We start from the raw sequence: 13,453 nt of genomic DNA, 5'->3' as shown, positions 1-13,453 counted from the left end.
AAATGGCACGCCAAGCCCGTCTGATCGTCCCCGGTGCGCTGCATCACGTGCTGCAGCGCGGCAACAACCGGCTGATCGTGTTCCACGACGATGAAGACCGACTGCAGTACCTGACGGCTCTGCGCGAGGCCACACGCTTGCATGGCGTGCGGGTGCATGCCTATGTCTTGATGGACAACCACGTCCATCTGCTGGTGACACCCCAGTCCGAAGACAGCTTGGCCCGGGCCATGCAGACACTGGGCCGGCGCTATGTCGCATATTTCAATCGGCGGCATGCTCGCACCGGCACGCTCTGGGAAGGGCGGTTTCGCACCATGCTGGCGGAAGACGGGCCATATTTTGAGATGCTGCTCCGGTACGTCGAGTTGCAACCGGTGCGCGCGGGCTTGTGCGAACTGGCGATGAACTACCCCTGGAGTAGCGCGGCTCATCACCTCGGCCTGCGCCGCGATGCGCTGATCAGTGAGCACCCTTGCTATTGGGCCATGGGCAATACGCCATTTGAGCGCGAGCTTCGCCACCGGCAAGGTCTGGCAGAAGGGGTGCCGCCGGCGCTCCTGGAGCGAATTCGTAAGCAAGTCCACAGCGGGTGGCCGTTGCTGACTCCTGCGGGTGCGCGGGCCATGGCGGCGCAGACCGAGCGTCCGCTGGTTCCGCGGCCAGTCGGACGACCGCGTCGACAACCTACTATGTCCCCAATAAAAAACGAAGCCTGACTTGTCGGCTTCTGTTATGCACTCTGACCCTAATTTGTTTCCGAGAGGTTACGGGCCGCTTCGCGCTAGGCTTCGGGCAGTCCCGAGCTGGAGTAGCCCATGTCCGATCAAGCCCACCTTGCACCCCAACTGAACGAGCGCCAAGCCCTGGCGGAGTCCGGCCTGTATCGGCCCGAGGCTGAGAAGGACGCTTGCGGCGTCGGCTTTGTGGCCCACATCAAAGGGCACCGCTCACACGCCATCGTCCAGCAGGGCCTGAAGATCCTGGAGAACCTCGACCATCGCGGAGCGGTCGGGGCCGACAAGCTGATGGGCGACGGCGCCGGCATCCTCATCCAGATCCCCGACGAGTACTACCGGGCAGAGATGGCCGCCCAGGGTGTGAACCTGCCGCCTCCGGGCGAGTACGGCGTCGGCATGATCTTCCTGCCCAAGGAGCATGCCTCGCGCCTGGCCTGCATTCAGGAACTGGAGCGCGCCGTCAAGGCCGAAGGCCAAGTGCTGCTGGGCTGGCGCGACGTGCCGGTGGACCGCGAGATGCCGATGTCTCCCACGGTGCGAGAAAAGGAGCCCGTCCTCAAGCAGATCTTCATCGGCCGGGGCCCAGATGTCATCGTGCCCGATGCACTCGAGCGCAAGCTCTATGTGATCCGCAAGACCGCCAGCTCTGCCATCCAGGCACTCAAGCTCACGCACAGCCGTGAGTACTACGTGCCCTCGATGAGCTGCCGCACCATCATCTACAAGGGGCTGTTGCTGGCAGACCAAGTCGGCACCTATTACAAGGACTTGCAGGATCCGCGCGTGGTTTCCGCGCTTGCCTTGGTGCACCAGCGCTTTTCCACCAACACCTTCCCCGAATGGCCGCTGGCGCACCCCTACCGGATGGTTGCGCACAACGGCGAAATCAACACGGTCAAGGGCAACTTCAACTGGATGCGCGCACGCGAGGGGGTGATGAAGTCGCCCGTGCTCGGCGAGGACCTGAAGAAGCTCTACCCGATCAGCTTCGAGTACCAGAGCGACACCGCCACCTTCGACAACACGCTCGAACTGCTGGTGATGGCCGGCTACCCGCTCGCCCACGCCGCCATGATGATGATCCCGGAGGCCTGGGAGCAGCACGAGCTCATGGACGAGCGCCGCCGCGCCTTCTATGAGTACCACGCCGCCATGATCGAACCTTGGGACGGCCCGGCGGCGATGGTCTTCACTGATGGCCGCCAGATCGGCGCCACGCTGGACCGCAATGGCCTGCGCCCGGCTCGTTACATCGTCACCGACGACGACCTCGTCGTGCTGGCCTCGGAAAGCGGCGTGCTGCCGATTCCGGAGAACAAGATCGTCAAGAAGTGGCGCCTGCAGCCGGGCAAGATGTTCCTGATCGACTTCGAGCAGGGGCGCATCGTCGAGGACGACGAGCTCAAGGCCCAGCTGGCGAGCAGCCGACCCTACCGCCAGTGGATCGAGAACGTCCGCATCAAGCTGGACGGCATCGACGTTCAGCCGGCGGAACCCGCGCTCTTCGAGGACAGCTTGCTCGACCGCCAGCAGGCCTTCGGCTACACGCAGGAGGACATCAAGTTCCTGCTCAGCCCGATGGCCGCTACGGGCGAAGAGGGTATCGGCTCGATGGGCAATGACTCGCCCCTGGCCGTGCTGAGCGACAAGAACAAGCCGCTCTACAACTACTTCAAGCAGCTGTTTGCCCAAGTCACGAACCCGCCGATCGACCCGATCCGCGAGGCCATCGTGATGTCGTTGAACAGCTTCATCGGCCCCAAGCCGAATCTGTTGGACATTAACGCCATCAACCCGCCGGTGCGCCTGGAGGTGGAGCAGCCGGTGCTGAGCTTCGAGGACATGGCGCGCCTGCGCGATATTGCGCGCCACACCCATGGCAAGTTCAAGAGCTACGAGCTGGACATCACCTACCCAGTGGAATGGGGCAAGGAGGGTGTGGAAGCCAAGATCGCCAGCCTGTGTGCCGAAGTGGTGGACGCGCAGAAGAGCGGCCACAACATCATCCTGATCACCGACCGCAAGGCCAATCGCGGGCAGGTGGCCATCCCGGCGCTGCTGGCGCTGTCGGCCATCCACCACCATTTGGTGCGTGAGGGCCTGCGCACCACGGTTGGCCTGGTGGTGGAAACCGCCTCGGCGCGCGAGGTGCACCACTTCGCCGTGCTGGCAGGCTTTGGCGCCGAAGCCGTGCACCCTTACCTGGCCATGGAAACCTTGGTCAGCCTGCACAAGGAGCTGCCGGGCGACTTGAGCGCGGAGAAGGCGCTCTACAACTACACCAAGGCCATCGGCAAGGGTCTCTCGAAGATCATGTCCAAGATGGGCATCAGCACCTACATGTCCTACTGCGGTGCGCAGATCTTCGAAGCGGTGGGCCTGCAGAAGGTCTTGGTGGACAAGTACTTCCGCGGCACGCCCTCGCAGGTGGGTGGCATCGGCATCTTTGAAGTGGCCGAAGAGGCCCTGCGCATGCACCGCGCCGCCTATGGTGACGATCCGGTGCTGGCCCAGGCCTTGGATGCGGGTGGCGAGTACGCCTGGCGCGCGCGCGGCGAAGAGCACATGTGGACGCCCGATGCGATCGCCAAGCTGCAGCACAGCACGCGCGCCAACAGCTTCGAGACCTACAAGGACTACGCGCAGATCATCAACGACCAGAGCCGCCGTCACATGACGCTGCGCGGCCTGTTTGAGTTCAAGTTCGATCCGGCCAAGGCGATTGCCATCGAAGAAGTCGAGCCCGCCGCAGAGATCGTCAAGCGCTTCGCCACGGGCGCCATGTCCCTGGGCTCCATCTCCACCGAAGCGCACACCACGCTGGCGATCGCGATGAACCGCATTGGCGGCAAGTCCAACACGGGCGAGGGCGGCGAGGACCCGGCACGCTACCGCAGCGAACTCAAGGGCATCCCGATTGCGGATGGCACCAAGGTCAGCGAAGTGATCGGTGCCAAGGTTGTCGAGGCTGACTACACGCTCAAGGGCGGCGACAGCCTGCGCTCCAAGATCAAGCAGGTGGCGTCGGGCCGCTTCGGCGTCACCACTGAGTACCTGGTGAGCGCCGACCAAATCCAGATCAAGATGGCCCAGGGCGCAAAGCCGGGTGAGGGTGGTCAGCTGCCCGGCGGCAAGGTCAGCGAGTACATCGGTTTCCTGCGCTACTCGGTGCCGGGCGTGGGCCTCATCAGCCCGCCGCCGCACCATGACATCTACTCAATCGAGGATTTGGCCCAACTGATCCACGACTTGAAGAACGTCAATCCGCGGGCGGACATCAGCGTCAAGCTGGTCAGCGAGGTGGGTGTGGGCACCATTGCCGCCGGCGTGGCCAAGTGCAAGGCCGACCATGTGGTGATCGCCGGCCACGATGGCGGCACCGGCGCTTCGCCCTGGAGCTCCATCAAGCATGCCGGCACCCCCTGGGAATTGGGCTTGGCCGAGACGCAGCAAACCCTGGTGCTGAACCGCCTGCGCAGCCGCATCCGCGTGCAGGTGGACGGCCAGCTCAAGACCGGCCGCGACGTGGTGATTGGTGCCCTTCTGGGCGCCGACGAGTTCGGTTTCGCCACGGCGCCGCTGGTGGTGGCCGGCTGCATCATGATGCGCAAGTGCCACCTCAATACCTGCCCGGTGGGCGTGGCCACGCAGGACCCGGTGCTGCGTGCCAAGTTCAGCGGCCAGCCGGAACATGTCGTCAACTACTTCTTCTTCATTGCGGAAGAAGTGCGCGCGCTGATGGCCCAGCTGGGGGTGCGCAAGTTCGACGAACTGATCGGCCGCGCCGAACTGCTGGACATGAAGAAGGGCATTGCCCACTGGAAGGCACAAGGCCTGGACTTTGGCCGCGTGTTCCATCGCCCCACCGTACCGGCCGAGGTGCCGCGCTACCACGTCGAGGCACAGGACCATGGTCTGCACAAGGCACTGGACAACAAGCTGATCCAGCGCTGCCTGCCCGCGCTCGAAAACGGCGAGCGCGTGCAGTTCATGGAAGACGCGCGCAACCTCAACCGCTCGGTGGGTGCCATGCTCAGCGGCGAATTGATCCGCCGCCGCCCGGAAGGCCTGCCCGACCACAGCATCTTCATGCAGATGGAGGGCACCGGAGGCCAGAGCTTCGGCGCCTTCTTGGCCGCGGGCATCACGCTCTACCTGATCGGTGATGCCAACGACTATGCCGGCAAGGGCCTCTCGGGTGGTCGCGTGGTGGTGCGCCCGTCCATCGATTTCCGCGGCGACGCGGGCAGCAACATCATCGTGGGCAACACGGCCCTGTATGGCGCCACCAGCGGCGAGGCCTTCTTCCGCGGTGTGGCGGGTGAGCGCTTTGCGGTGCGCCTCTCAGGCGCCACAGCGGTGGTGGAAGGCACCGGCGACCATGGCTGCGAATACATGACCGGCGGTACCGTGGTGGTTCTGGGCAAGACCGGCCGCAACTTCGCTGCGGGCATGAGCGGTGGCGTGGCCTATGTGTACGACGAAGACGGCCAGTTCGCCAAGCGCTGCAACACCGCCATGGTGGCGCTCGACAAGGTGCTGCCGCGCGAGGAGCAGGAAAGCACGCAGGATCCGGCCACCTGGCACCACATCGACCGCAAGGCCGAACCGGATGAAGCCATCCTGAAGCGCTTGATCGAGGCGCACCACAAGTGGACTGGCTCGCTGCGCGCACGCCAGCTGCTCGACCACTGGGCCGACAGCCGCGCCAAGTTCGTCAAGGTCTTCCCGCAGGAATACAAGCGGGCGCTGGCCGAGATGGCGAGCAAGAAGCTCAGCCGTGCGGCCGTTGAGGAAGCCGCTGAAGCGGTGGCCAAGGCCAAGGCCGTCAAGTCTGCTGCCGCGCGCGCGGCCGCCAAGTAAGCGAGTCAAGGAAAGCAATCATGGGAAAAGTCACCGGCTTCATGGAGTACGAGCGCCTGGAAGAGGGCTACGAGCCCGTCAAGGTGCGCCTCAAGAACTGGAAGGAATTCGTCATTGGCCTCTCGGCCGAAGACAGCAGGACCCAAGCCGCGCGCTGCATGGACTGCGGCACCCCCTTCTGCAACAACGGCTGTCCGGTCAACAACATCATTCCGGACTTCAACGACCTGGTGTACCGCCAACAGTGGCAGCAGGCCATTGAGGTGCTTCACAGCACCAACAACTTTCCGGAGTTCACCGGCCGTGTGTGCCCGGCCCCCTGCGAGGCGGCCTGCACTCTGAATGTCAACGGCGATGCGGTCGGCATCAAGTCGATCGAGCACGCGATCATCGACCGCGCTTGGGCGGAAGGCTGGGTGCAGCCCCAGCCGCCGGCACAGAAGACCGGCAAGAAGGTGGCGGTCGTCGGCTCCGGCCCGGCCGGTCTCGCCGCGGCGCAACAGCTGGCGCGTGCCGGCCACAGCGTCACGGTGTTCGAGAAGAACAGCCGCATCGGGGGCCTGCTGCGCTACGGCATTCCCGACTTCAAGATGGAGAAGTCCCACATCGACCGCCGCGTGGCTCAGATGCAGGCCGAAGGCGTGGAGTTCCGTGTCAATACCCTGGTGGGTGAGCTGCCCAAGGATGGCCCGGCCGCCAAGATCACCAACGACGCCACCACCGTGGTGACGGCAGCCCAGCTGCAGGCGGAATTTGACGCCGTGCTGCTGGCCGGCGGTGCCGAGACCCCGCGCGACCTGCCCGTGCCCGGCCGCGAACTGGAGGGCGTGCACTTCGCCATGGAGTTCCTGCCGCAGCAGAACAAGGTCAATGCGGGCGACAAGCTCAAGGACCAGCTGCGTGCCGACGGCAAGCATGTGATTGTGATCGGCGGCGGTGACACCGGCAGCGACTGTGTGGGCACCAGCAATCGTCACGGCGCCGCGTCCGTCACCCAGTTCGAGCTGATGCCCCAGCCGCCGGAAGTGGAGAACCGCCCGCTGACCTGGCCCTACTGGCCGATCAAACTGCGCAGCAGCTCCAGCCACGAGGAAGGCTGCGAGCGCGTCTTCTCCATCGCCACCAAGTCCTTCAATCCGGGCACCGGCAAGGACAAGGGGCGCATCAAGAGCCTGACCACCGTCCAACTGGAATGGCAGGGCGGCAAGTTCAAGGAAGTGCCCGGGAGCGAAAAGGAATGGAAGGCCGACTTGGTGCTGCTCGCCATGGGCTTCACCGCCCCGGTGGCCTCGGTGCTGGATGCCTTCAATGTGCAGCGCGATGCCCGGGGCAATGCCCACGCAGGAACCGACGCCAGCGGCGGCTATGCCACCAACGTCCCGAAAGTCTTTGCCGCGGGTGACATGCGGCGGGGGCAGAGCTTGGTGGTGTGGGCGATTCGCGAGGGGCGTCAGGCCGCGCAGGCGGTGGACCAATTCCTGATGGGGTTATCAAGCTTGCCACGCTGATTGAGCCTAAAGAAAACGCCCGCCGATTTATGGAATCGGCGGGCGTTTTTCTAGGCATTCAGTCAATCGGTCAGCAGGTTGCGCCAGCGCAGGCGGCGAGCAGGGGTTGGGGCGTCATCGTTCGGCGGGGGGGTCTTGCAAATGCCACCGGGGCACTTTCCGCCGGGGCCGCCGCCGCCTCCGCCTGGCATCACCGTGAAGTCCCAAAGGTCGGAACCGACGAGCGTGATCGTTGGCGCGGTTGGGATGGCATTACCAAGGAAGGCGCCAACAGTCGCCCCGGTTGCGTAGTCGATGTAATTGATCCAACCCGTGCCACCGGCCTTGCAGGCGCCACTGGTGTCTGGGATACCCGAATTCACCGCAAGTGTGCCTCGCACCAAGCGCATATCTGTATGCACGCGCTCTCCGGAAACCAGCAGATCCACATACCAGCCGCCCTTCACCGCGAGGTCAACCGGCAGAGGATTGATCGTCGTACGCATCAGATCGCCGGGGGAGCAAAGGCCTTCCGACCCAGGCGGGCAAGCGGTGGTGGTGCCAAGGGTCTGCTTGACAAAGGCCGGCAGAGTCATGGCACTGCGTGGATTGCCATAACTTTGATCAGTCAAGCGGTCCTTGATGCCATAGATTGAGCCGATCTGAGTGTCCGGAATGTCGGACACGCCGAGGTACCGGCCCGTGCCGACATAGACCATGACGTGGGTCTTGTTGACCAAGCCCAGTTCCGGTCGCGATGTGACGGGTTGGACCACGTTGGCGTCATTCTTGAGCGTGGCCAGCAACTGTGCCTCTACGCCCGGCGCCCCCACGTTGTTGTTGACATCAAATCGCCACACATTGCCATCGGTGTCGCCTCCGTACAGGCGCGCCACCGTAGCGTCACTGAAGCCGTCATCCATCCAAGCGCGGATGTGTCCCAAATTGCTCGGGGTCGAGACGCTGCCCGAGTTTGTGGAAACGGTGGCGCTGGTGATGAGATTTCCAGTCGCGGCATCCACGGCGAAGACATAGCCTTTCCCGTCGCCCGGGCTCACATTGTTGTAGCCGGAGGGCAGGAACACGGTCCAAGTGCCGTCAGCAAGCTTGCCGATCTCAGCTTTGCCAAGCGTGTACCCAAGGTTGTTGTGCGTGAATTCCCAAAGCGCCTTGGGGTTGAGTGGATCGGTAATGTCCAGCGCAAAGTACGAACGACCGCCCTGGCCCAAGCCGCTGACCAGAATGGTCCGCCAATTGCTGCCAATCTTGATGTCGGCAATGACCGGCGTGGCATTGACGAAGTATTCGTGCTTGGTGGCGTACTCTTTGTCAGCCAGTGTGTAAAGCTTGGGCAATACGGCGGTAGGAATAAAGGCCCAACGCTCTGCGCCGGTTGCGGCATCGAGTGCGTGCAGCGCTCCGTCATTAGCGCCGAAGTACAGCATTCCGGCGCGGCTCAGCATCGCCGCGCGGTGTGCGGTATATCCCGTGTCCGTGTAGCCCCGGCGAGAGGTCTTGACGTAGACGCCCTCTGAATGCACCACGTCGCCAAGTACGCTGGCCCGCGCACGGAAGTACTTGTTGACCTCAGTCAGTTGACCTTCGTTGCTGCGGTCCCCTTTCAGGAAGTTCACAAGTGCGGCTCCAGAGGCGGCTGCTTGATCTGTCGTGCTTAGGCAATAAGGGCCAGATACACAGAATTGAGAAAGAGGATTGGCTCCCGAGCTGATGTACGGGGTGGAAAAGTAGGCTTGCTCAGTGCCGCTGAGTGATGCCCAAGAGAAGCTCTTGAGCTTATTGGCTGCCGCCGAAGAAAACATGTAAATCGTTCGGCTGGCTGCATTGGCATCAAGCCAGGCCTTCGCGGACCAATCGCTGTTTGCTGTGTCAACATCACCGGTGTTCACATCGATCCGGTGACTCTTGACATCGCCTGACCATTCGCCTGTGACATAGTTGGAAACGAAAATTTGATTATCACCAGCCGTCACGTTGGGGTTGCTGGTGGTCGCGGCGGCAGAAGCCCCGGCCTTCTTGTCGATGGCGATAAGGGCTGAGCGCAGGCCTGCAAACAATGAGTCGGGATCTTTGGCGCTGAAATAGAGCCCATCAGTATTCACTGCAGCATGCCAAAGGTCGTCAATTGCGGATGGCTTGTCGGCTTCAGGTTTGGGCCAGGTGCAGGTGCCAGAACTCTGCCAAGAGCAGATCCCGTTACCGGGGTCGGCGGCCAATTCCTGCTTGATGGCATGGTAGTCACCCGTGTTGGCGGACAGATAGTTTGGGATGTACTGCATGTTCCCCGGCAGGCCTAAGCCCAGAGAAAACAGCTGCATGTTCTGTTTTTCATGGGGAACCTTGGCGGGGTTGCTGCTATTCCCGCACAGATCCTGGCCGTTACTGGAATTCTTGCAGTAGGCAGTGGCAGCTGCGCTACCGTCGTCATGCCGCAAATCAGTACTGAAGTAATAGTAAGCGGTGTCCGCTAAGCTATTGGATTGCGGTACGCCGTCCTTCTTCGGCGCCGTCAGACTCGAGTCCAGCTCTCCAATTGCGCTGCTACCGTCGACTTTGACGCCAGCTGAGCCGTTCCAATATCCATCGGTCGAGAGTAGGGCAAAGTTCTTCTGACAGGAATACTCCATGGGCTCTTTGACGGTCACTCCGTCAATGCTGGTGCCATTCAGGCGGCCGGCATAGAGACGCCCGGCGACACTGAGGGCCTGACGCAGCGGTGTGCCGGAGCTCGGTTTGGCTGCAAATAGCTGGCTGTACCAATTTGACTTGTGAGTGCTCTCGAAGGTGTCGAGATTCAAGAAGTCGCCGGTGGCATTGCGATTGAGAGTGAAGTAGCCAAGCCGGTAGTTGTTGCCCACCGGTTGAAACGCACGCGAACTAGCTGTCTTCATCAGCTGCATGCGGGTCCGGTAGTACGCCCACCAGTTGGCGAAATTGGTCATCTCCTCTGCATAGGTGCATGTCGCGCCTGCGCAATCGGTGCGCGCAACTGATTTCGGATAACTGCTTGTTGTGGTGACAATATCAACTCGCTCGAACGAACCCGGGAAGTTGCCGGCTGCTCCGTAGCGGCCCGGATATCGTGCATAAGGGAAATCTGCGGTTCGAACAGCTCTGCAATCACCAGTTGTTGGCGTTAGCTTGGCCGCGGCGCTCTCGGTCTTGCACCAGCGCACTGGGGCTGGATAGCTCTTGTCTGCTGTTGGGCCTGCCTGGATTGCGCAGTCGCGAAGGTCAATTGAGCTGCAGTACTCTCCAGTCACTATCTTGTAATAGTGAGGGCCAACATTTCGAGTCTCGGTGCTGATGTTGTCGGGTGTTCCCTTGGCGAATTTTTGCGCCGTTCCTGTTGCGAATTTCGCGCGCTTCACGTTGTAGGTGACGGCGCCGATCTTTCCGGGTAATACGTAGTTCTTGTCTCGCACACAGTCACTGTCTGGCGATGAACTGCTCGGGCACCAAATCATGTCCGGGAATTCTGTCGTGAGATCGGTGTCCCCTGTGCTCTGTACTCCAAATCCATCATTCTTCACGTTTGTCCAGCCGCTGGTTTGGGCTGAGTCCATCGATGGATACGAGCTTCCGTCGTACTTGAGCGGGGGGCTGTAGCGAATATTCGGATTGTAGGCAACGCCGTTGAAATCGGAGGCGAGCAGCGGTGGCAGCATCCGGCGAGAGGAATGGCCATTGATGCCGTAGCAAGCATCGTTCAAGGAGCTGTCCTTGCAGCAATCTGCAGCGAAGGTACCCGGGCTGAAACTCGCTCCACTACCGCTTGGGCCGGCAGATCTGCAGTGTTGCAACAGGTTGTTGCTGGCGTTGTACATGATCTGGTCCGGCATGAAATCCCAGGCCATGGATCCAGAGTCATCCAGGATGAAAACCAGATTCGACTTGATCGACGTGGATGACGAGGTTGCCAGCGGGCTCTTAGATAAATCCGCAGGGGCAGCAATTACCATCGCGGTAATGCCTGCCGTCAGAAGGGAAGTCAGGGCGATTGATTTCGCGGCGAAATTGAACTGTGTGGAGTACTTCATGGTTCCTCGCGCATTCATTAGATCGAAATAATGGTCTGAGTGAAGCTCACTGCATTTCTGGGGCCTTCGACTCGGACGGTTATGCGGTAAAGTGCCTCACGTGCCGCGGGTATGCCGGTTGGGCTTGACATGGACCCTCGCTCATCCACTTTTCGGTATGGCGCCAACTCGCAGTTGGAGCCCATGCTTTCTCTCTTGCCTTGATTGACGCAAAGTCGGTGAATCAAGTAACTGACCTTGTTGCCATTTGCGTCCGGCGGAAGCTCATTGACGAAATTGGCCGCCTTTTGAACGGCCCAGAACGCCTCCCAGCTTTGGCCAGGGATCGGGTCTTGTCGCGTGGCGCGGTAAGCGATCGGTTCTGAGGCGCCCTTGAGGATGTGATTGCTCAACCGATTCGCCTGACCGAGCTGCGCTGGCAGTGCGCCTGAGGCCGGGACCACTTCGGTGAACGCGCGCGCTTGCTGATCCAGCCAGGCCATGGCGGTCTCGACGCCCACTTGCGCTGCCTGTGCTGCGCTTTGCTGAAAGGCGAGGTTGCCGGCGACCTGGTTCGTGGCCAGCATCGTGCGCATCAGGCCGACTGCCGCGAGCGACAGCGCAACCAGGGCGATCAACGCCAGCACGAGTACGAGGCCGTGTTGATTGCCAAGTGGCGGGCGGGTGGGTGTGATTCTGGGCATGTTGATCCGAGGCGACAGGCGGTATTGGCGCGAGCGAAGGGGTGCGTATCAGACAGGTGGCCAATCGCCGTCCGGCAATTCGACCGGCACGTTGGCGAAAGGAATCGCCGCTTCGAAGCTTCGGTAACGGAATCGCTTCCAGTCGCTGCCGGGAATGGAAATCGGAGCGGAGGCTGCGGCGCTCCATGTCGGAGCCGGAGCGCCCCCCGCAACGTCGGTGACCTCTTCTTTTTCCAACTGACCGCTGCGGGCGACGAGAACCATCCGGATGCCCCGAATCCTGCGCCAGCCATCGGCGTCAACCGGGGTGGTGGTATTCGTTGTGTCGGGCACTCCGTCGGCAGGGATGCTGGTATCCCGCAAATACAAGGCGCGTAATGCCACGATGCCTTCAGCTACCGGCGGCCAATTGGCCGGAGCGTTTGAGGTGCAGTTGGCCGTGCGGAAGTCACAGGCCGTGAGCTGTCCCGACCGCACCGCATAAGCGCGAACAATCGGATTCAGGCCCAGATTGAATAGAAATCCTCGTTGGGCGTTGACGATGCCCGCCTGAACGCCGACCACGGACGTCGGTGTCGCCGGGCTCGTTGTGACACGTGTCATGAACAGGGCGCAGGGGTTCACGCGAACTTCGGGCGCTGCGACAACCCACTCATTCAGCCTGAAAGCTTGCGGTGCTTCGGGCAGGTATTCGGCCGGGGTCGGATGGTTCTTGATGCGGTTGCCGAGATGCACGCCCGACGGGTCACCGTACACAACCAGCAAAGTCTCCGAACCGGAGTCGCCGGCTGGAATGCTCGGGTGGTTGATCGTGGCCTGCCCCAAATTGTTCACGGTGAGACCGTTGTCCAAGGTTAGGTTGCAGCCCAATACGTTCTGGTCCATGAAGCCGTTGCCCACCTGCTGCAGGTCTTGCTGGAGCAGGGTCAGCGCGATCGCGCCGCTCGTCTGCGCATCACCGCCGCCAGTGGCCGTCCGGCGCTGCCCTTCAGCGACCTTGAGCATCTGCATCACGATGATGATGACCAGCATGCCGACCACGATGCCGACCAGCACTTCAACCAAGCTGAGGCCAACGTGCTTTTGGCGTCCACCCAGGTGCAACTGAATATGCGCACTCATTTCAACTCCGAGACAAGTTGGAGCTTGTTCGCCGGAGAGGCGGCCGGCTCAGCGGGATGCTTCCAGAACAGTTGGATCGTGACCCTGCTGCTTGGAGTCAAAGCGGGGTCGGCTGGTCCAGTTCCTGAGCCCAAAATGGTCGGCAGCGGATTGATGGCCGTTACGGTGACGGTCGGCGGCGTACTGGACGCCCCTGGCAACTGGGCCAAAACCCGAGCCTTCCAGGCCAGATAGGCGGCCCCAGAGGGTGAGCTTGAAAACTGAGTGCTCAGCGTCGCATTGCTGCGATCGGTGAGGGTCATCTGATTGACCAAGTCATTGGCCAGCTGTGCCGCGCTCGAGCGGTACTGTGCTTGAGAAGACTGGGTGATGGCTTTGGACTGCAGGGCGATCAGACCCAGTACGCCGAGTGAAAAGATCAGCACAGCGACCAGGGCTTCAAGCAACATGAAGCCGGAGCGGGCGCCCGATCGGGAGGAAGAGGCTACGTTGCGCTTCAT

The 13,453-nt window shown here is 61.9% G+C and carries 7 protein-coding genes; 3 read left to right on the top strand and 4 right to left on the bottom strand.

The features are described 5' to 3' along the window. The first annotated feature begins 2 nt into the window (after positions 1–2). The 3 genes from I7X39_RS03735 to I7X39_RS03725 all read left to right on the top strand — a co-directional run bounded on the left by I7X39_RS03735 (position 3) and on the right by I7X39_RS03725 (position 7,111). A complete protein-coding gene (locus I7X39_RS03735; RefSeq protein WP_198109623.1) occupies positions 3–719 on the top strand; it encodes a transposase in 717 nt (238 codons plus the stop codon). A 99-nt stretch (positions 720–818) separates the two neighbouring features. Further along, positions 819–5,603, top strand: a complete 4,785-nt coding sequence (locus tag I7X39_RS03730; RefSeq protein WP_198109622.1) for a glutamate synthase-related protein — start codon at positions 819–821, stop codon at positions 5,601–5,603. 20 nt (positions 5,604–5,623) lie between these two features. Further along, on the top strand, positions 5,624–7,111 hold the full coding sequence (locus tag I7X39_RS03725; protein WP_198109621.1) for a glutamate synthase subunit beta: 1,488 nt from the start codon (positions 5,624–5,626) through the stop codon (positions 7,109–7,111). A gap of 62 nt (positions 7,112–7,173) precedes the next feature. Here I7X39_RS03725 and I7X39_RS03720 read toward each other — a convergent pair whose 3' ends face one another. The 4 genes from I7X39_RS03720 to pilV form a co-directional block, all read right to left on the bottom strand. Next, positions 7,174–11,148: a pilus assembly protein gene (locus tag I7X39_RS03720; protein WP_198109620.1), complete on the bottom strand. Its 3,975-nt coding sequence runs from the start codon at positions 11,146–11,148 to the stop codon at positions 7,174–7,176. A gap of 17 nt (positions 11,149–11,165) precedes the next feature. Then, positions 11,166–11,774, bottom strand: coding sequence for a hypothetical protein (locus tag I7X39_RS03715; RefSeq protein ID WP_198109619.1), 609 nt, complete (start codon positions 11,772–11,774; stop codon positions 11,166–11,168). 105 nt (positions 11,775–11,879) lie between these two features. Next, positions 11,880–12,953 (bottom strand): PilW family protein, encoded by a 1,074-nt coding sequence (locus tag I7X39_RS03710; RefSeq protein ID WP_198109618.1) that lies wholly within the window; start codon positions 12,951–12,953, stop codon positions 11,880–11,882. Further along, a complete protein-coding gene (gene pilV / locus I7X39_RS03705; RefSeq protein WP_198109617.1) occupies positions 12,950–13,453 on the bottom strand; it encodes a type IV pilus modification protein PilV in 504 nt (167 codons plus the stop codon). Before pilV ends, I7X39_RS03710 begins: the two co-directional genes overlap by 4 nt.

Source organism: Inhella proteolytica, assembly GCF_016093275.1.
In the GTDB taxonomy this organism is placed as follows: Bacteria; Pseudomonadota; Gammaproteobacteria; order Burkholderiales; family Burkholderiaceae_C; genus Inhella; species Inhella proteolytica.
Note: the sequence above shows the minus strand (reverse complement) of the source record. Positions and strands in the feature narration are given on the sequence as shown.

What these genes read in the sequence shown, in the direction of transcription:
- I7X39_RS03735 (WP_198109623.1), top strand. Translation starts at nt 3, where the DNA reads ATGGCACGCCAAGCCCGTCTGATCGTCCCCGGTGCGCTGCATCACGTG.
- pilV (WP_198109617.1), bottom strand. Translation starts at nt 13,453, where the DNA reads ATGAAGCGCAACGTAGCCTCTTCCTCCCGATCGGGCGCCCGCTCCGGC.
- I7X39_RS03725 (WP_198109621.1), top strand. Translation starts at nt 5,624, where the DNA reads ATGGGAAAAGTCACCGGCTTCATGGAGTACGAGCGCCTGGAAGAGGGC.
- I7X39_RS03710 (WP_198109618.1), bottom strand. Translation starts at nt 12,953, where the DNA reads ATGAGTGCGCATATTCAGTTGCACCTGGGTGGACGCCAAAAGCACGTT.
- I7X39_RS03730 (WP_198109622.1), top strand. Translation starts at nt 819, where the DNA reads ATGTCCGATCAAGCCCACCTTGCACCCCAACTGAACGAGCGCCAAGCC.
- I7X39_RS03720 (WP_198109620.1), bottom strand. Translation starts at nt 11,148, where the DNA reads ATGAAGTACTCCACACAGTTCAATTTCGCCGCGAAATCAATCGCCCTG.